Source organism: Pelagicoccus sp. SDUM812002, assembly GCF_031127835.1.
Classification (GTDB): domain Bacteria; phylum Verrucomicrobiota; class Verrucomicrobiia; order Opitutales; family Opitutaceae; genus Pelagicoccus.
On record NZ_JARXHX010000034.1, the window covers coordinates 1 to 17314 of the forward strand.

Below are 17314 nucleotides of genomic sequence, written 5' to 3' on the forward strand. Positions count from 1 at the left end.
TAGCCACGAAGAGGCACGAAAATTCACTACCGAGGAGCGGGGTGACGACACTTGAGGAGTCTCACGACGAAACAAAAGGATCCTGCACTGTGGGGTTCCGTTATAACTTCGCTCAAGAAAACCAGCCTTCGTGTGTGCTTTGAACGCCTTCGTTACAGCGAAGGTCCTTCATCGGTTAGATTTTTTGGACTGCAGAGCAGTGACGTGTCGCTTTGCTCAGTAGCGCCTTTCAGTGGTCAATGAACTCTGGATGGTCGGATCAGATCTTCGAAGGAATCTGCTCCTATTTTAGAGAAGGGAATACGTGGTACTACTTTTGGATAAGCGTGCAGCTGTTTCGAAAATCAGTCATGCTTGCATTACTTAATTAAGTAAAAATGCTATTAAAGCTTGATTAGGTAATCAGTACCCTTATCAACAGGATCATGACAGCCTTATCCCTCCTTCGCCGGGGCGTCATAGGAATCCAACTCTTGTTTTTAGGGGCTTCGATTACCTGTGCGCAGACCTTCGTTTTTGATTTTGAAAGCAACGCCCAGAACGATGTCTTCCTGGACGCTGCGGGAACGACCCCTGTCGGCAATTGGAATGGCCTAGGTAACACGCTCGATGACGAAGACGGCACACAAAATCAGAGCGGCTTTCTCTTCTTCGACTTCGATAACGAAGGGCCTTTGGAGAGCGTTCAACTCGGGTCCATGAATTATCTGAACTGGACCGACGATGGATTGGGCGATGCGGGGAGTGGGCTCAACAATCAGAACGAGTTTATCAGTTTCACCTTCAATCAGGATGGCAGGATTGATGTGCTTGATTTCGGGGCCTTCACAGGAAGCGAATCTTTGTCGATTCTGAGAACAGGGGAGACTGATATCGGCTTCTTGGGTGATGATGCGGCTCATGGGAGTGTGCTCAGTCCGAGCTTGCTGTTCGCGGCGGGCCAGACGGTTACGGTGCGGAATAACTCGGGGGCCTTTTTTCTAGAGTCGATGACGATTTCGGCGGTGCCCGAGCCCGGCACGATCGTATTCAGCTTCTTAGGGGCGAGCATCGCTTTTGTGCTTGCCCGACGGCGCCCGCGCGCGGGCGGTCGAGCGGCGTCAGTGCAATAACTGCGGACTTGGGGCTCGCCTCGCTCTTTTAACAATCCGGAAGTGAGTTTGGTAGGGCGCGGCGCTTGCGCCGTCCCGCGTTAGTAGCTCCTGCGTTAGTAGCTCCTGCGTTAGTAGCTCCTGCGTTAGTAGCTCCTGCGTTAGTAGCTCCGGAGCCGGAGAGTTTTCTGTTTGACGTTGGGCACTGCGGGACGGCGCGAGCGCTGCGCCCTACGGGGGTGTCGGGTCGCTCCGCTCGGTAGGTGGCCATAAACGCTAGAGAGTCGGATCAGGTTCTTTGCCCTCTCTGTCCCTTGTAGTCAAAGACCTCTAACCGGGTGGCTCAATCTCTGTTTGCGCCGTGATGAAAAAATCCGGCTGGCTGGGATCGGCTTGTTTGGGTTTGCGGTGCTGCTATAATCCCCTTGCTTTGGGCATAAGTGTTGCTTCTAACGCTTTCTATGCCTGAAGCCGAATCCAAGCGTCCCCTTTACATCCCGTATGCAGGGCCGGTCCTGCTGGAAGTCCCACTCTTGAACAAAGGAAGCGCCTTCACGGAACGGGAGCGGCGAGAGTTTAATCTCGAAGGCCTGCTGCCGCACTGCATCGAAACGATCGAAGAGCAGCGGGATCGCGCTTACCTGCAGTTCAGCGAGCTGACCTCGCGGATGGAGAAGCACATTTACCTTCGCGGTATCCAGGATACGAACGAGACGCTCTATTACTCCTTGCTGGTTCGCTATCTCGAGGAGATGTTGCCGCTGATCTATACCCCGACAGTTGGAGAGGCTTGTCAGAAGTTTTCGCAAATTTACCGGCGTAAGCGGGGCTTGTTTATCAACTACGAGGATCGCGACAAGATCGACCGCATCTTGCGCAATGCGACCCGAAAGCGAGTCAGCGTGATCGTGGTAACGGATGGGGAACGCATTTTGGGCCTAGGCGATCAGGGAATTGGAGGGATGGGAATTCCCATCGGGAAGCTGGCTATTTACTCGGCTTGCGGAGGTATCAGCCCTGCGAATACGCTGCCTATCACTTTGGATGTGGGCTGTGACAATGAGCGGCTTTTGGAAGACCCGATGTACATGGGCAAGCGATCGCCTCGAGTCCGCGGCGAAGCGTATTTCGAATTTGTCGACAAGTTCATAAAAGCAGTGAAGGACCTTTGGCCCAATGTGTTGTTGCAGTTCGAGGACTTCGCTCAGCCCAATGCGATGCCGCTCCTGAAGCGCTATCAAGACGAACTGTGCTGCTTCAACGACGACATTCAAGGAACAGCAGCAGTGACCGCCGGTACCTTGCTGGCCGCTTGTGACCGCAAGGGTGAGTCGCTCGCGCAACAGCGTATTTGCTTTGTGGGCGCAGGGTCGGCGGGATGCGGAATCGCCGCTCATCTGGTGGCTCACTTAAGGGCCGAAGGCCTTTCTGAAGCAGAGGCGAAGTCGCGGATCTTCATGGTGGACAAGAACGGGCTGCTGACTTCCGACATGCTGGGCCTGATGGATTTTCAGCTGGATCTAGCCCAGCCGAGCGAGCTCACTTCGGAATGGCGGGATGAGCACGGGCGAATTCCGCTTTTAAGCGTGATTCAGAACGTGAAGCCGACGGTGCTGATCGGCGTGTCCGGGCAGTTTGGCCTTTTCAAGGAATCGCAGATCCGCGAGATGACGAGCCATGTGGAGCGTCCCATCATTTTACCTCTCTCTAATCCGACCTCATTGGCGGAAGCCACTCCGCAGGACGTGATCGAGTGGACAGATGGGCAGGCCATCGTCGCCACTGGGAGTCCCTTCGCGCCTGTTAACTACAAGGGGAAGGTGCATACTATTTCTCAGTGCAACAATAGCTACATATTCCCCGGTATCGGCTTAGGAGTGTTGTCCTGCAAGGCGACTCGCGTGACCGAGGGGATGCTCATTGCGGCGAGCCGCACCTTGGCTGATAGCGCTCCCCACCAGAAAGGGGTGGGACAACCGCTTCTGCCAGCGCTGAACGAGATTCGCGACCTGAGTCGCTTGATCGCTCGTCGTGTCGCGCGGCAGGCCATGGATGAAGGAGTCGCGGTCGATCGTACGGAGCTGTCCTTGGAACGGGCTATCGATAAGGTCTTTTGGGATCCGCAGTATCGGAGTTACCAAAGAACGTCTTTGTAGCTAGTATTTATAGCGGCAGGGCCAACGGAGCGGCTAGCGCGATTGACCTATAGCGGTTCGCCTCTTTGTATTCCGCCGGTCTATGATATGAAGGCAGCGATTTGCAAAGGGTACGGTTCGGCGGCGGAAGTGCTGCGCATCGAAGAACGCGTAAAGCCGAAGCCGCGCGGCGACGAGCTCTTGGTTTCGGTGAAGGCGAGCGCGGTGACGGCTGCTGATTGTCGTATCCGGTCCCTGAATGTTCCGGCGGGATTTTCGTTACCGATGAGATTGGCGCTTGGATTTTCTAAGCTTCGAAATCCGGTGCTGGGATTGGACTTCTCCGGTGTCGTGGAAGCGGTGGGGGAGAAGGTTCTCGGCTTCGAAACTGGGGACGAGGTCTTGGGGTCGACGGGGATAAGAATGGGCTGCCACGCGGAGTTCGTCTCGGTCCGAGCGAGCGGCGCGGTGCTTCGCAAGCCGTCGGGCCTCTCCTTCGAATCAGCTGCAGTTTTCCCATTTGGCTTTTTGACCGCTCTTTCGTTTCTGAGGGATCAGGCTAAGCTACGGGAGGGGCAGTCGGTTTTGGTCTATGGCGCGTCCGGAGCGGTGGGCACCGCTGCGGTGCAATTGGCAAAAGCCTTTGGAGCCCGCGTCACGGGAGCGTGCAGCGGAGGAAACGCGGAACTCGTACGGTCGCTTGGAGCGGATACTGTAATCGATTATCGAATACAGGAGATGTCATCGATGGAAGGTAGCTACGATGTGGTATTCGATACGGTGGGTAAGCTTGGATTTGCGAATGGAATTCGACTTACGAAAGAGGAGGGAACCTTTCTGTTAGCGGTCGCGGGGCTTCCTGACTTCTTTAGGATTTTGAAGTCGAAGCTTGGCCGCGGTCCCAGAATCAGCGCGGGGATGGCAGGCGAGAAAAAAGGGGACCTTGAGTATTTGCTAGGCTTGCTCGCCGATGGCGCCCTGCGGCCCGTGATCGACCGAAGCTTTGCCCTGAGCGAAATTGTCGAAGCCCATGAGTTTGCCGAAAGCGGTCGAAAGCGTGGAAACGTGGCTTTGAGAATTAATTGAGCGAGAGCGAGCCCACCCCGGGAATCGCAATTTCTACTTTATGGGTGGATTCAGTTGATCGTCCGCGGACTGCTTTTTGGTGGCTCTCTTGCGGTCAGACCCTTTGCGGCTGGGATTGTAGATACGCAGGCTGTTGATGCCAGTGGTGCCGCTTTGGCTCTGAATCTGCGAATAGTGGATACCCGGTTCGTAGTCTAGGGACGCGCGGGCAAGAGGGTCCTTGAAGCGGCGCCAACCGATCCAGAGGCCGTAGGCAGCGAAGGCCGCGAGCATGGCTTGCATGCGGAAGCTGATCCTGCGATGTGTGTTCAGGTAGCGGATACAGGCGTCGACAAATGGGTAGCCGGTTTGGCCGTGCTGCCAGGCGTCGAGAAAATCGGCTTGTGGTGTAGGGGGACGCAAGTTTTCGAGAGCGGGGTGAAGGGGATGGAATTCGATTGCAGGTTCGTCCTCGAGCTTCTGCATGAAGTGGCATTGCCAGTGGCAGCGTGATAGAAAGGAACGAAGCGCCATCGAAGCGTAGCTGTCATGAAGTGGCGTTTGTTTGCTTTGGTTCCAGCTTTTGCCTCGCGCAGTTGTGCGGCTCTGGACCAGCTCGCTTGCACGATGGTCCGTAACGCGGAGGTCACGTTTGAACCGGACGACGCTATAGCGAAGGTCGCTCATAGGGGTTTAGACGCCCTCTTCTAGGATGGACTGGGCTACTCTCTCGCCTGATCGCAAGGCTCCCTCGATGGAGCTGCTGAATCGGTGATCTCCGCACAGCCAGACTCCTAGTTCGTCACGGAGGGAAGCGGCTCCGAAGGGGTTGTCGCCTGGCAGCTGCCTTGGCAGGGCCATTGGGATGGAAAATTGTTTTAGCAGTTCAAAATCGGAGGCCTGCGGTCCGAACCACTTCTGAAGCTCAGATGAGAGGCGTGAAGCGTCGATGTCGCTGCTGTCCTTGACGCTGACACAAAGGAGGCTTTTGCCCTCGGGAGCATAGGAAGCAGATATGTCGCTGGGAACGCAAAGGTTCTCGATGATCCCTGTCCCAGAAGCGTTGAGAGCGATCATGGGGCGGACGAGGGGTGATTTGGGTGCGGAAAAGTAGAAGCATCGGGTCGCATTCCACCCTCGATCTTCAACGGAAGGTGAGAGCCGGGCCGCGGCATGCATGTCTGTGGCTAAGATAACTTGTTTAGCTCGGTAGGTCTGTCCGCTTTCTGTGGATACGCTACGAGGCGTTACCTGGTCGATTGATTGATTAAATAGGATTTGCTCTGGCGACAGGCGTTTGGCGAGTTGCTGGGGAATCTCCGCCATGCCTCCGGCGGGTAGGGCGGCGTATCCAGTACCGAAGCATTTGAAGACGAAATTCAGCATACGGCTGGTGCTCGCGAGTCCCGATTCTAGAAAGATCCCGCTGAAAAAGGGTCGGAAGAACCTCTCGATCATGGAATCGGAGAAGCCCTCGCTTCGTAGCGCCTCGAGGGCGCTGCTCTCTGGCCTTTCGTAGATAGCATCGATGCTGCACGCGGAGAGCTTCGTTGCCAGTTTTGCGATTCGCAGCTTGTCGGTGATCGAGCCGGTACGACTTTTCAGCGTTTTTAAAATCAGCTCTGGGTGCCGAAAGGGATCTGCCACAAGCTCGAAGTCCTGACCGTTCCAAAGGAGCGCCCCAGGCTCGAACTTGCCAAGGTTCAGTCGGTCGTAATCGAGCAAGCGCTTGCATTGGGGGTAGGCGGTGAGGAGTACTTGGAAACCGCGGTCGAGAAGAAAGCCGTCTTGCTGGTCGGTTCGTAACCTCCCGCCGACACGGTCGGACTTTTCGAGGAGTAGTACCGAGCGACCGGCATCGGCGAGGCTGATGGCAGCGGAAAGTCCCGCTAGACCTGCTCCGACGATAATGGCATCGTATTCGTTTTTCTGGTTCATGAGAATTAAGAGGAGGCAGAGGTGGATTGTTTGCGACGTCTCCGGCACCGTTCCGAGCAGTAGGTGACGCGTTCCCAATTAAGCTCCCATTTCTTGCGCCAGTAAAAAGGACGCTCGCAGACGGGGCAAACCTTGCTGGGAAGACGGGTCTTATGATGAGCCATCGTCTCTGGAATTGTCATCGGTTCGCATGCGATCTGCAACTTGATCGATGTCTTTTTTGAATTTGAAAAATCCGCTGGTGGCTTTTGCAAAGAGTTCGTTTTCCCACCACGGACGGAAGTAGGAAAGTGCGATGCCTCGTTCTTCGAGCTGAGGGGAGATTGTTCCCCATAGATCGCCCCATGGACCGATTTGAGGGTTAGCGAGATAAAGGGTGGTGAGATTGTGACGGGTCGCCCATTCGTGGATACGATCCGCGTTCGGATTTGTGGTGTGCTCAATTGGGCAGCCGTGCTCGGACTGCAAGGGGTCAAGAGTGTCTCTCAAACAGGCTTGTCGAAAGCGCGCAACCTTGGGAGAAAAGTCTTCGTCTTTGTAGAGCCTTTCCGGATACAAACCAAGGACGGGGGAAGTGGAGTCGAGACTGGGAGTGTGTTTTCTTAAATCTTCGTCCAAGACCAGCAGACCTTCCGTCTGCGACAACTGGGAAGGAGGAGGTGGAATCTCATTGTACTTGGCAGGGTGATGCGGGTGGGAATCGTCGATAGGACTCGCTTGGGTGGCGAGTCCGCTCACGGTCTCGAAGCGATCTGCGGTATATCGAGCTATATTGCTAGGGCGGGCAAGATACGTTTTTCCTTTGGTGTGAAGACCGGCGACCCAGCGCCAGCTCAAGGTGTTGCTGGCAGGATCTCCGTCAAGCAGGTGGCGAAGGAAGAAGTCGGCACCTAATTGCCAAGGCAATCGCAGGGTAAAGACCCAGATGCTGGCGAACCACATGCGGGCGTGATTGTGCAGGTATCCCGTCTCTACTAGTTCTCGGCTCCAAGTATCCAAACATTCGATACCGGTCGTAGCGGATACTGCTTTGTGGAAGGGCGTGTCGTTCTCTGCGTCTATTTTTAGGGACGCCAGATCCTCTCGATAATCTTTCCAAATATAGGAGCGATTTTCGAGGTATCCTTTCCAGTATACTCGCCAGAACACCTCTTGCAGGAATTTTTCTGCATCCTTGTAGGTATGGGTGCGCAGAACGGCAGAAACGACTTCCGCTTCGGAGATCAGGCCGTTGCGGAGATAGGGAGAGAGCTGCGACACGTGCCTTTGCTTGGCTGGCCCGAAGTCGTAGTTGCGCTTCGAGCGGTAATCGTCTCCGGCGAGGGAGACGAAGCTGTCGAGCTGTGCCAGGGCGTCGTGTCTTGTCGGCGGAAACGTTGGGACTGCGGTAGGTGGAAGATCGTTTGCTTCGCTGTTGGAAGTGAGCGGCATCCTAGACTCCGAATGATAAAACCAAGAAGAGCCGAGCTTTGCAGCTCGGCTCGTGTTAACCTATGTTTTGACGAAGTTATGCTTCGGGGATCATCACCTTGTCGATGACGTGGATGATGCCATTGCTGGCCATAATGTCGGTGGCGACGACGTTAGCGTCCTGCACCATCACTGATCCACCATTGACGGCGATTTTCAGTTGCGTGCCGTTCGCCGTGTCGACCATCCCAGCTGCCACGTCCTTGGCCATGACTTTGGCAGGTACCACGTGGTAGGTTAGGATGGAGACGAGCTTGTCTTTGTTTTCCGGCTTCAGGAGAGACTCGAGAGTCCCTTCGGGCAGGGCAGCGAAAGCTGCGTTGGTCGGCGCGAAGATTGTGTAGGGTCCTTCGCCTTGGAGTACGCCCACAAGATCGGCAGCTTTAACGGCTGCGACCAGCGTCGAAAAGTCATCCGCGGCTGCTGCGACGCCGACTAGATCTTTCGATGCTTTTTTGTCCTTGTAGGTTCCGGCTGAAGCGAAGCTGAACGCGAGTGCGCTAGCGGTTAGTAAAGCAATCAGTTGAAGTGGTTTTCTAAATGTCATGTTTCTTCCTCTTAGTGTGTTCTTGGTAACTTGAAGAATTCAGGTTGAACTCCCATCTGCTCGGAAGACGAGGCGTATGAACAATTGATTGAACCAAAATAGAACTTTAATTTAGGTCTAAATTGATTCAAACGTGGTTCACTTAAGGGTGTCTACCCCTTTTTCGCCTCACAGGCAGGCTCCACCGATCGCCGCGCGAAGAGGCGTTTAGCTAGCGGGATGAGAAACGAGAAGACTCGCTCTCTGCAGTATTGGCCGGACCGCAACTAAGTGGTGGCGCCTTTGACCAGTTCCCAGAATTCCTCTCGGTTGTTGGAGCGCGGGAAAACAGTGTCGGGCGATTCGACGCCGAGGAAATAGCAGAGGGGATCCCAACCCTGAGCGACCTCGAATACGAGCAACTGAGAAGAAGGGATGGCTGCGATAACGGCGTCGTTGTGCTTGGCGAAATCTTCGGCTAAGCGTTCGGTGCTGCATCCGATTTCGAAGCCGGTACGTTCGATGACGGCTTCGGCCATTTCGAGCCACTCCCACATCGCTGGAGGAGCTTTCTCCTTACCGGCGATAAGGGCGTTGATGGTTTGGCCAAAGCTGTCGGCCCAGCTTTCCGGGCTACGTGTGGTCAACACGAATTTCGCATCGGGATAGGCGTCATAAAGCTCGCGGTAAAATCCGGAGGTGGGCCAGTCCACAGCGCTTCCGTATCCTTCGTAGAGGGCGGCCCAATCTAGGTTGCCCTTGAGGGCGGCCTGCCAGAGAGGCAGATGGGTTGGCATATTTTTCGCGACCTCCTCCATATGGTAACAGGGACCGAAGCCGAGCTGTTCGAGTGCGAGTTTGAGCGAATAAGTGCCGGTGCGACCGACGCCTGTACCGATGATTTTTGGTTGCATAGAACGAGCTCCTGTTGGGGATGGGGGAGGATTAGGACGCCTCGAGGTTGCTGCATTTAAAGGCAAGGGACAAGCACCCTTTGCAAAGGGGTTGGGGCGCGCCCGTTCTCCGTTCGTAGTTTACTGGAGCTCTTTGAGGTTTGTAATTACTGTTTGAATACGTTGGCCGAGAGTGCCGCTCAGAGGAACGGGGGTAATATCGTACCTTGCCAATATATCCTGGAATCGGGAGTGGAGCTTGTCGCGCTCGCTGGCGCTGACGCGTTGGCCGGGGTCGGCTTCCCAAGGGATGTCAGGCATACAAAAAAAGTAGCGGGTATAATCTCGCTCGAGGAAAAGCGTGTCCACCCAGGGGATGTGCACGTCGAAATAGTGTTCCGCGTAAAGAATGGAGGAGAGCAGGTTGGTATCGTGCAAGACGAAGCTCTGGGCTTGGCGAGTCGCCTCGTCCTCGCCTCTCAGCTGGCCGCGAGCGATCGGGTCCAGATCCTGGGCCTCAAGCGGACGCCCCACCTGGTCAGCGTACTCGCGAACGTATTCCTTGGAGAAGGGCTCGCCGATCTTTTTGGAGATCGCTTGGATAAGGGTGGTTTTGCCGGTGCATTCCGCTCCGGTAAAAACGATGCGTTGAGGGACGTCGCGGTCAGCTTGCATGGTGCCGAACTTCCTTTTTCCAACTCGCATAACCCATCACCGCGAGTCCGGTGAAAACGAGGAACATTGCCACCGCTACCCAATAGCCTTGGCTGCCCCAAAGGAGCACGAAGGCAAGATCCGCTACGATCCAAGCCAGCCAATTTTCGATGAACTTCTTTCCCAGCATCCATTGGGCGAGGAACGACAAGGTGGTGGCAAAAGCGTCGAGGAAAGGCGAGGAGCCCTCCGTGAAGCGCGATAGCAGGGTGCCGATAGCGATGGTGCCAATGATGCCGATGGCGATGGTCCAAGCGAGGGGAGTTCCCCGTATGGTGCTGATGCTCAACTCCGCCGCCGCTCCCTGTTTTCCACCGACGTGCTCCGCTCGGCTCCACTGCCACCAGCCGAATATCGAGATGGGAATGAAACAGGCGTTCAGGGCCATGGCAGCGTAGAGGGCGGCCGAGTAGCTCAGGTAGGCATAGAGGGCGTAGCAAAGAATGTAGAAGGGCCAGGCCAGCACTTTTTCCTTGATGCTAAGGTAAACTCCGACGAGGCCAGTGGCGGTTCCAAGCCACTCAACGAGAGAGGTTTGCTGGATTTGTTCGATAAAAGTATCCATTGGGAGTCTAGCTTTCAAAAACGGACATGGAGCCCGCTGTCGACCCTCGAAATGGATGATACGCTACGGCTTGTTGTTGACATGAGCGATTCGCACTCTACTCCGGATCTAATCCTTAGGGGCGACCAGGAATGGTCTGAGATGCTTCATTGCCAGCGGTAATTGCCGCCGGCGCCGACGCGGTCCCTTAGAACCTGATCCGGTTGATACCGGCGTAGGAAAAGGTAAGAGTCGCCCTCGCCAGTGCATCGGATGACTCGCTTTTCTTCGCTCATTGCCGGATCTCAAACGCAAACAATTGAGATCCAAAAATGTCCCAACGTAGAAACAATCTAATTCTGGCGCTTGCAGCTGCAGGCCTCAGTTCGACCGCCTGGACGCAAGATGCGGAATCGCTGGCGGTGGTGGAGCTTTCCGAGCTCTTCGTAACCGGCTCGCTTTGGCAGTCCGAACTTCTGGATACGACCGCGAGCGTCACCGTGCTCGACGATACCCGCTTCACAGGCGACGGCTCCCAGCATTTCGAAAACCTAATCAACGCGATCCCCAACCTCACTTGGACGGGCGGCACTTCGCGCCCCCGCTACCTGCAGATTCGCGGGATTGGCGAGAATTCCCAATTCGAGGGCGAGACGCCGGACTCTTCGGTCCGCTTCGTGATCGATGATCTCGACTTCACGGGCGTTGGCACCATCGGCAGCCTGTTCGACATGGAGCAGGTCGAGGTGCTGCGCGGTCCCCAAGCCGGATCGTTCGGACTCAATGCGGCTGGCGGCGTTATCAAGCTCGTCTCGGCAGATCCGACGCCAAGCCGTTCCGGACGGGTCGAAACCACGATCGGCGAGGACAATCTCATTTCCGGAGGCATCGCATTTGGCGGACCGCTAGCCGGTGAGGAGCTGACCTACCGTATTTCGGTTCACCAGTTAAACCAGGACGGCTGGCGCGAGAACAGGACGCTTGATCGCGACGATACTAACGAACGCGACGAGCTCACCACACGCCTCAAGCTCCGTTGGCGAGCTTCCGACGCTTGGACTTGGGACGGGACGCTCTTCTACGCCGACGCCAATAATGGCTACGACGAATGGTCCCTAGACAACACCGGATTCGTGGTTTACTCCGACGAGCCCGGACGCGACGAGCAAGAGTCCTTTGCCGGCAGTTTGCGCGGAACTTGGAAGCAATCGGAAGATGCCAGCTTCACCACGATCACCAGCCTCAGCGCCACTGATTCTTACTACGGCTACGACTCGGACTGGACTACGCTCAACAGCGAGGATCCACGCTCTTACGACGCCTTCATGGAAGTTGCCCGCGATCGCGAAGCCTTCTCCCAAGAGGTCCGCTACGACTCGCTTGCCAGTGGAGCGATCAATCGCTGGACGGTTGGCGCCTATGTCGGCTTGCTCGACGAAACCAGCGACATTGACTACCGCGACCTGTGGAGCAGCCCGGAATGGCCCGTGCTGGCGGACTCCAGCTACGAGAGCGAAAACTTCGCAGTCTTCGGACAGGTTGAAAAGTCGCTTTCCGAAAGGAGCCGCCTAACCTTCGGATTGCGGAGTGAATACTACACGATCGAAGCTGCTTCAGACGGCCTCTACTACGGCGATCCGCTCCCCAGCGGAAACGGCAAGGAGTCAGGCACGGTATTCGGCGGAAACCTCACCTTCGAAAACGATCTGAGCGATGAACACATGTTCTTTGCCACCCTCGCTCGTGGATACAAGGCAGGCGGGGCCAACATCGCAGCCTTCCTCGAAGAAGGCGACCCCTTGACCTACGGCGATGAAACGCTGTGGAACTATGAGCTCGGCCTGCGTAGCAACTGGCTCCATGGCAAGATGACTTCGACGGTGACCGCTTTCTACCTCGACCGCCGTGACGCCCAACTGCGCGACTCTGCCGGAGCAGGTGGATTCTTCCGCTACTTCACCTCTAATCAAGGGGATGCCGAGCACATCGGGCTCGAGGCCGAAACCCGTTGGTATGTATCCGAGAACTGGACACTGAACGCCGGTATTGGATTGCTCGATACGGAACACGCCGCCACTGGCCGGGAGCTATCGAATTCTCCCAGCTACACTTATAACGCAGGTCTTAGCTACAGCGGAAACAGTGGTTTCTTCGGTAGCCTCGAGCTGAGCGGCCGCGACGAGTACTACGAGTCCAACAGCGTCGGCAACAACGAGCAGCGCGACGCGTACTCGGTCGTGAACACGACGATTGGATACAAGTACGAGGAGTGGACCTTCTCGCTCTGGGCAAAGAATCTTTTAGACGAAAGATATGCAAAACGTCTCTTTTACTTCGGAAACGCCCAGCCTGACTGGACTCCGACCCGCTACGAAGACCCAGCCGATCCGCGACAGATCGGCGTGACGGCGAGGTACGAGTTCTAGGCGTTTAGCGAACGTATTGAGTTTTAACGAACAAGGGACTCTCGCGAGGTGGGGGTCCCTTTTTTGTGGCATCGCGACGTTGCGGGGCGAGGGCGGGGCATGGAATCTCCTGCATGGCGGACCGGGTGAAACCGGTCCCTCCAGATGTGCGCTTGGTGGAGGGGCGACTTCCACGTCGTCCGCGTGGCAGGCATTGATGAAAACGGTTGCTGTTTGAAACCTTTTGCGGGTGACTGGAAGTCGACTCGATTCAACTCTTGAGGCAGCGACCATGAAAACCTATCTGCGTAACCTTTTCGAAAGCGTGAGCCAAAGCCTTTGGCTGATGCCTTCTATCTCGATATCCTTAGCGGTCTTGATGGCCTACCTGATGCTGAGCTGGGAGGAGTCGATCGAATCCGAGTGGGAGGCGTTTTCTTTCGTTTTGCGGAGCGGGCGAGAGGCGTCGCTGGCAATTGTGGGCACTTTGGTTGGGTCGCTAATCACAGTGGCCGGAGTGACGTTTTCGATAACCATCGTTTCGCTGACATTGGCGTCTTCGCAGTTCGGACCGCGGCTCTTGAGGAACTTCCTGCAAAGCCGGGCCTCGCAGTTCACCTTGGGAGCGTTGGTGGGATCTTTCGTGTACGGCATCTTGATCATGCCGGGTATCGGGGAGGATTGGGTAGCGGGCGAGGCTCACCCCTCGGTCACCCTGATGATCGTGTTGGCCTGTTTTTGCGTCTGCATGATCGTGTACTATATCCACCATGTGGCGACGTCTATCCAGGCTGACGCATTGGTCGCTGCGGTCTACAATGAGCTCGAGCAGCATATCGAGGATCTCTCAGAGCGTTCGGAGGCCGAAGTCGAACGAGGATCGCCAAATTGGAAAGGTGAAAGCTTCGAAATTAGGTCACACCGTTCTGGATACGTTACCGCGATAGACTGTGGCCGTACTTTAGAGTGGGCGGCGAAAGAAGGCTTGCAGGTCCGCTTCACCAAACGGGCGGGCAAATTCGTTGCTAAAGGCGAAACTTTAGTGGAGGTATTCGGCGATGTGGATACGGAAGCGGCCCTTAAGAAAGTAAAGGAAGTCGTTTTTGTCGGCAGCAAACGAACTCCTGAACAAAATTTGGAATTCCTTATCGACCAGTTGGTAGAGGTCGCCATGCGAGCGATTTCTCCCGGTATCAACGACCCGAATACGGCACTGGTTTGTATTGACTATTTAGCCGCTGGGATCCGCCAGTTAAGCGATCGCGAGCTAGCGCCTTCCTATCGTTTGGATGAAAAGGGTACGGCACGGGTTTATTATCCGCAGACTGATTATGAAGGACTCGTCAACGACGCTTTCGATCAGCTGCGTCAGTCCGGGCGTGATTACCCGGAAATCGTGATACGGCTGATAGAGTCGCTTACATCGATCGCCTCTTCATTGCCGTCTAACGACCCGCGCCGGAAAGTCGCGCAGGCTCAGTTCGAGCAATTGGTGGAAGCTCACCGAGACAATGAAGGGATCTCAAGCATGGACCGGGCGGACGTGAACCGGTGCGTAGACAGCTTCGAGCGAACGATCGCTTCGAAGGCTGGTTAAGTCGGGTTGCTGAAGAAAATAATCGGTTTAGCTATCCTCGAATTCGTAGTCTCGTTCATGCAAAAAGTTCACTAGTTTGTCCGTGTCGCAGTTCTTCAACACGGTCCCGTCTGTCCATTTGAGGATAGGGTATAGGCTATCGACCTCGTTTTCTGGAATCCCCGTTTCTTGGGAGATCTTTTCAGGCGAGTATCCCGAACGATCGAGAAAGCTGATCCCGTGGTTCTCCAGAAAGCTAACGACCGGGTGGGCGTCCGATTCTGCTTCAGGCATAAAGACTGCAGGTAATTCGTTCATAGTTATGCTTAGCTAGAAGCGTACCGTTTTGGAGTTAACCTCACTGCCGATTTTTGCCTCTAGGCGGAGCGCTGTAGGAATTCGTACGCTGTCGGCTGCCTTTCCGGCGTGTGGTACGTAGCCGTGGGCTAGGGACTAAATGCAGCATGCACCTCGCTGGGGTGCCGAACGCCCGTTATGCAGCGGTTTGATGGGCACGGTCCCGTCGACCCCGTCGTTCGAGCGGACTCGGAACGAAAGAACTGCCCGAGGGCAGGCCCTGCGGAACGGGAGTGGGGGTCGAAGCTGGCTAGTAGGGATTGGCTTGCTCGTAGGCGTCCATCAGAACGTTCGATGGATTTGATGGGACGACTGACTGCAGGACGGTCGCGGGTCTTGGATTTCTTGCTCATCTGCTCGGGTTTCGGGTGGTCTGGTTTTTAGGGTTAGGGAGGGGAGACCCGGGGAAGGAAGCTGAGGTTTTCTAAGCTCGGTCTCTGCGTGGGATCGTGAGGGGGCATGGCATTCTCCGCTTTGTGAGCAGTTGGTCGCGGATGATAATCGTTGGGCTGATTCCGGAGCGGTTGCCTCGGGCAGGCGAAATGACGCGACAACTTTTTATGCGAAACCGAACGCTTTCGGAAAAACCACTTTTGCTGCTGCTGGCGGCAGTTCAGTTTACCCACATCATGGATTTTATGATCCTGATGCCCTTGGGGCCGCAACTGGTGCGCGACTTGGGGATCGGACCCGGCCGGTTTAGCGCGATCGTGGCGGCTTATGCGGTGAGCTCGGGTGTGGTGGGTTTGCTGACAGCTCCGTTTATCGACCGCTTTGATCGTCGCACGGCGCTCTTGGTGGTGTACGCAGGCTTCACCTTTGGGACGCTTGCTTGCGGTCTCGCCCAAGATGCGAACACGTTGATGATGGGTCGGATGATTAGCGGCGGCTTTGGCGGAGTTGCTACTGCGTTGGTACTATCGATTGTGGGTGATGTTGTTCCCGCGCAGCGTCGAGCGTCTGCGATGGGGATTATAATGACCGCTTTCTCGGTCGCTTCAGCCTTGGGTGTGCCTACCGGGCTTTACCTCGCCTACACCTTCGAGTGGGAAGCCCCCTTTCTCATGCTCGCTGGCTTGGCTACCGTAATGTGGTTGGTCGCCTTTCTCGGCCTACCTTCGATCGGAGGCCACTTGGAAGCGGATCCGAAAAAGAGGGCGGCGTCGTTTGTCGCTTTGTTGAAGGACGCGAACGCGGGCAAAGCGCTGCTATTCTACGCTGCTTTGGTGTTCGGGCACTTTATCATCATCCCATTGATGGCCCAGTATTTCGTTTCGAACATGGGTCTACCGGAGGATCGGGTCTTTCTGGTCTATTTGATCGGAGGCGTGCTGACTGTTTTCACCGCTCCGAGGATCGGCCGGCTCGCCGACCGGTTCGGGCGAGTGCGGGTCCTTACTGTGTTGGTGGCAGTCGCGAGCACGGTAACGCTTGCTATCTCCAACGGCGGGCCAATGCCCATGTGGCTCATCTTGTTAATCGCGGCCTTCTTCTTTGTCTTCGCCAGCGGACGTTTCGTGCCCGGGCAAGCAATCATGACACTTGCAGTTCCGCCAGCCCGTAGAGGCGCTTTCATGAGCTTGAGCGGCTGCGCCCGGGACGTCGCTTCGGGGGCATCGTCGACAGTTGGCGGCTTGATCGTGACCGCGGACGCCTCGGGACGCTTGGTCGGCTACCACTGGCTCGGCTGGCTGGCGGTAGGGGTCAGTTTGGTGGCCTTAACTTTGTCGCGTCTCGTCCGCGAGACTGATCAAGGTATTTCGAGTAAGGTCGGGTAGTGTGTAGTGTTAGAACGAGTACGTGAAATCGATAGCCTCGCGGTTTATCGTTTTAATTCAGCGTTGAGACCGGTTCCGGAGTCAGAAGCGTACAGTCGATTCCCGCCGGCCATAAAGGAGAAGCTTAGACTGGCTCGTTGGAACTGAGACTCAGGGCTGTCGCTTAGGTCGAACCACTCGGGAGCCTCGGAAAGGAGTAGCTGTGATTCGCTCCCGTCGGTTGGGGTGAGAAGAAACGGGTTGGTATCGAGCCAGGCTTTCGTTCCAGGACAAAGATCGATTACGAGAAACCACTGCCACCTAGTTACCTTACCGCTCGTATCCAGCCATTCGCGACGTTCGGCGTGGACGATTTTGTCCTCGGGGTGCGGGCGACGCCAAAACGCTTTTGAGAAAACGGTTGTGGGATTCTCGATGACGACGGGCTGGGAAGGCTCGGTGGTTTCGTCGCGAGCAGAAGCCGATAAGGCGATGAGAAGAATGGCGACGAAGAGCGGGTATTTCATTGCGTGTGGTGGCTCTGAAGCAATTTGGTCTGTGGGCAGTGCGGGACGGCGCGAGCGCCGCGCCCTACGGGATCTAGTTGCCGGCGTGGGAATAGGTGCGAAGGAAGAGTTTGATGTCTTCGACGCTGTTGATGAAGCGGTCGAGGCCTTCTTGCTCGTCGCTGAGAAGTGAATACGCGGGGATGACGATCTTCCACTTGCTGTTCCAAACGCTGCGGCCTACGAGGCGCGTGTTAGTAAACTCGGCTGGCATGGAGCTGTAGAAGTAGACGGGATCGTCCACGGCACGGAATGCTTCGTGTTTGCGACGGATCCA

18 protein-coding genes and 1 riboswitch are annotated in these 17314 nt (G+C 55.9%); of the genes, 6 read left to right on the plus strand and 12 right to left on the minus strand.

Annotated elements, in window-relative coordinates:
• The first annotated feature begins 425 nt into the window (after nt 1–425).
• From QEH53_RS22700 to QEH53_RS22710, 3 genes are all read left to right on the plus strand, one after another.
• The gene (locus QEH53_RS22700; RefSeq protein ID WP_309025527.1) at nt 426–1112 is read left to right on the plus strand and encodes a PEP-CTERM sorting domain-containing protein; all 687 of its coding nucleotides are present in this window, start codon (nt 426–428) and stop codon (nt 1110–1112) included.
• Nucleotides 1113–1552: 440 nt separating this feature from the next.
• The gene (locus QEH53_RS22705; RefSeq protein ID WP_309025528.1) at nt 1553–3247 is read left to right on the plus strand and encodes an NAD-dependent malic enzyme; all 1695 of its coding nucleotides are present in this window, start codon (nt 1553–1555) and stop codon (nt 3245–3247) included.
• An 87-nt stretch (nt 3248–3334) separates the two neighbouring features.
• On the plus strand, nt 3335–4312 hold the full coding sequence (locus QEH53_RS22710) for an NAD(P)-dependent alcohol dehydrogenase (protein ID WP_309025529.1): 978 nt from the start codon (nt 3335–3337) through the stop codon (nt 4310–4312).
• A 33-nt stretch (nt 4313–4345) separates the two neighbouring features.
• On the opposite strand, the gene QEH53_RS22715 is transcribed toward QEH53_RS22710, so the two are convergent.
• The 8 genes from QEH53_RS22715 to pnuC form a co-directional block, all read right to left on the minus strand.
• Nucleotides 4346–4978: an FAD-binding domain-containing protein gene (locus QEH53_RS22715; RefSeq protein WP_309025530.1), complete on the minus strand. Its 633-nt coding sequence runs from the start codon at nt 4976–4978 to the stop codon at nt 4346–4348.
• 6 nt (nt 4979–4984) lie between these two features.
• Nucleotides 4985–6229 (minus strand): NAD(P)/FAD-dependent oxidoreductase, encoded by a 1245-nt coding sequence (locus QEH53_RS22720; protein WP_309025531.1) that lies wholly within the window; start codon nt 6227–6229, stop codon nt 4985–4987.
• 5 nt (nt 6230–6234) lie between these two features.
• Nucleotides 6235–6393: a DUF2256 domain-containing protein gene (locus QEH53_RS24225; RefSeq protein WP_345785747.1), complete on the minus strand. Its 159-nt coding sequence runs from the start codon at nt 6391–6393 to the stop codon at nt 6235–6237.
• Nucleotides 6380–7660 carry an FAD-binding domain-containing protein gene (locus tag QEH53_RS22725; RefSeq protein WP_309025532.1) on the minus strand — a complete coding sequence of 427 codons (1281 nt, stop codon included), beginning with the start codon at nt 7658–7660 and terminating at the stop codon, nt 6380–6382. Before QEH53_RS22725 ends, QEH53_RS24225 begins: the two co-directional genes overlap by 14 nt.
• Before the next feature lie 76 nt (nt 7661–7736).
• The gene (locus tag QEH53_RS22730) at nt 7737–8246 is read right to left on the minus strand and encodes a fasciclin domain-containing protein (RefSeq protein WP_309025533.1); all 510 of its coding nucleotides are present in this window, start codon (nt 8244–8246) and stop codon (nt 7737–7739) included.
• Nucleotides 8247–8512: 266 nt separating this feature from the next.
• On the minus strand, nt 8513–9139 hold the full coding sequence (locus QEH53_RS22735) for a sulfotransferase (protein WP_309025534.1): 627 nt from the start codon (nt 9137–9139) through the stop codon (nt 8513–8515).
• A gap of 120 nt (nt 9140–9259) precedes the next feature.
• Nucleotides 9260–9793 carry an ATP-binding protein gene (locus QEH53_RS22740; protein ID WP_309025535.1) on the minus strand — a complete coding sequence of 178 codons (534 nt, stop codon included), beginning with the start codon at nt 9791–9793 and terminating at the stop codon, nt 9260–9262.
• Nucleotides 9783–10397 (minus strand): nicotinamide riboside transporter PnuC, encoded by a 615-nt coding sequence (gene pnuC / locus QEH53_RS22745; RefSeq protein WP_309025536.1) that lies wholly within the window; start codon nt 10395–10397, stop codon nt 9783–9785. Before pnuC ends, QEH53_RS22740 begins: the two co-directional genes overlap by 11 nt.
• Before the next feature lie 107 nt (nt 10398–10504).
• A riboswitch (TPP riboswitch) is annotated at nt 10505–10635 on the plus strand.
• Between the two features lie 73 nt (nt 10636–10708).
• On the opposite strand from pnuC, the gene QEH53_RS22750 reads away from it, so the two are divergent.
• On the plus strand, nt 10709–12802 hold the full coding sequence (locus tag QEH53_RS22750; RefSeq protein ID WP_309025537.1) for a TonB-dependent receptor: 2094 nt from the start codon (nt 10709–10711) through the stop codon (nt 12800–12802).
• A gap of 271 nt (nt 12803–13073) precedes the next feature.
• On the plus strand, nt 13074–14378 hold the full coding sequence (locus QEH53_RS22755) for a DUF2254 domain-containing protein (protein ID WP_309025538.1): 1305 nt from the start codon (nt 13074–13076) through the stop codon (nt 14376–14378).
• A 27-nt stretch (nt 14379–14405) separates the two neighbouring features.
• Here QEH53_RS22755 and QEH53_RS22760 read toward each other — a convergent pair whose 3' ends face one another.
• Together QEH53_RS22760 and QEH53_RS22765 are read right to left on the minus strand one after the other, a co-directional pair.
• Nucleotides 14406–14675 (minus strand): hypothetical protein, encoded by a 270-nt coding sequence (locus QEH53_RS22760; RefSeq protein ID WP_309025539.1) that lies wholly within the window; start codon nt 14673–14675, stop codon nt 14406–14408.
• Nucleotides 14676–14803: 128 nt separating this feature from the next.
• Nucleotides 14804–15067, minus strand: a complete 264-nt coding sequence (locus tag QEH53_RS22765) for a hypothetical protein (RefSeq protein WP_309025540.1) — start codon at nt 15065–15067, stop codon at nt 14804–14806.
• 207 nt (nt 15068–15274) lie between these two features.
• Between QEH53_RS22765 and QEH53_RS22770 the strand changes: the two genes are divergently transcribed.
• Nucleotides 15275–16492, plus strand: a complete 1218-nt coding sequence (locus QEH53_RS22770) for an MFS transporter (protein ID WP_309025541.1) — start codon at nt 15275–15277, stop codon at nt 16490–16492.
• Nucleotides 16493–16536: 44 nt separating this feature from the next.
• Here QEH53_RS22770 and QEH53_RS22775 read toward each other — a convergent pair whose 3' ends face one another.
• Both QEH53_RS22775 and QEH53_RS22780 read right to left on the minus strand, forming a co-directional pair.
• Nucleotides 16537–16998 (minus strand): hypothetical protein, encoded by a 462-nt coding sequence (locus QEH53_RS22775; protein ID WP_309025542.1) that lies wholly within the window; start codon nt 16996–16998, stop codon nt 16537–16539.
• A gap of 73 nt (nt 16999–17071) precedes the next feature.
• Nucleotides 17072–17314 (minus strand): hypothetical protein (locus tag QEH53_RS22780; RefSeq protein WP_309025543.1); only part of this gene is annotated, 243 nt, incomplete at its 5' end.

What these genes read in the sequence shown, in the direction of transcription:
- QEH53_RS22700 (WP_309025527.1), top strand. Translation starts at nt 426, where the DNA reads ATGACAGCCTTATCCCTCCTTCGCCGGGGCGTCATAGGAATCCAACTC.
- QEH53_RS22705 (WP_309025528.1), top strand. Translation starts at nt 1,553, where the DNA reads ATGCCTGAAGCCGAATCCAAGCGTCCCCTTTACATCCCGTATGCAGGG.
- QEH53_RS22710 (WP_309025529.1), top strand. Translation starts at nt 3,335, where the DNA reads ATGAAGGCAGCGATTTGCAAAGGGTACGGTTCGGCGGCGGAAGTGCTG.
- QEH53_RS22715 (WP_309025530.1), bottom strand. Translation starts at nt 4,978, where the DNA reads ATGAGCGACCTTCGCTATAGCGTCGTCCGGTTCAAACGTGACCTCCGC.
- QEH53_RS22720 (WP_309025531.1), bottom strand. Translation starts at nt 6,229, where the DNA reads ATGAACCAGAAAAACGAATACGATGCCATTATCGTCGGAGCAGGTCTA.
- QEH53_RS24225 (WP_345785747.1), bottom strand. Translation starts at nt 6,393, where the DNA reads ATGGCTCATCATAAGACCCGTCTTCCCAGCAAGGTTTGCCCCGTCTGC.
- QEH53_RS22725 (WP_309025532.1), bottom strand. Translation starts at nt 7,660, where the DNA reads ATGCCGCTCACTTCCAACAGCGAAGCAAACGATCTTCCACCTACCGCA.
- QEH53_RS22730 (WP_309025533.1), bottom strand. Translation starts at nt 8,246, where the DNA reads ATGACATTTAGAAAACCACTTCAACTGATTGCTTTACTAACCGCTAGC.
- QEH53_RS22735 (WP_309025534.1), bottom strand. Translation starts at nt 9,139, where the DNA reads ATGCAACCAAAAATCATCGGTACAGGCGTCGGTCGCACCGGCACTTAT.
- QEH53_RS22740 (WP_309025535.1), bottom strand. Translation starts at nt 9,793, where the DNA reads ATGCAAGCTGACCGCGACGTCCCTCAACGCATCGTTTTTACCGGAGCG.
- pnuC (WP_309025536.1), bottom strand. Translation starts at nt 10,397, where the DNA reads ATGGATACTTTTATCGAACAAATCCAGCAAACCTCTCTCGTTGAGTGG.
- QEH53_RS22750 (WP_309025537.1), top strand. Translation starts at nt 10,709, where the DNA reads ATGTCCCAACGTAGAAACAATCTAATTCTGGCGCTTGCAGCTGCAGGC.
- QEH53_RS22755 (WP_309025538.1), top strand. Translation starts at nt 13,074, where the DNA reads ATGAAAACCTATCTGCGTAACCTTTTCGAAAGCGTGAGCCAAAGCCTT.
- QEH53_RS22760 (WP_309025539.1), bottom strand. Translation starts at nt 14,675, where the DNA reads ATGAACGAATTACCTGCAGTCTTTATGCCTGAAGCAGAATCGGACGCC.
- QEH53_RS22765 (WP_309025540.1), bottom strand. Translation starts at nt 15,067, where the DNA reads ATGAGCAAGAAATCCAAGACCCGCGACCGTCCTGCAGTCAGTCGTCCC.
- QEH53_RS22770 (WP_309025541.1), top strand. Translation starts at nt 15,275, where the DNA reads ATGCGAAACCGAACGCTTTCGGAAAAACCACTTTTGCTGCTGCTGGCG.
- QEH53_RS22775 (WP_309025542.1), bottom strand. Translation starts at nt 16,998, where the DNA reads ATGAAATACCCGCTCTTCGTCGCCATTCTTCTCATCGCCTTATCGGCT.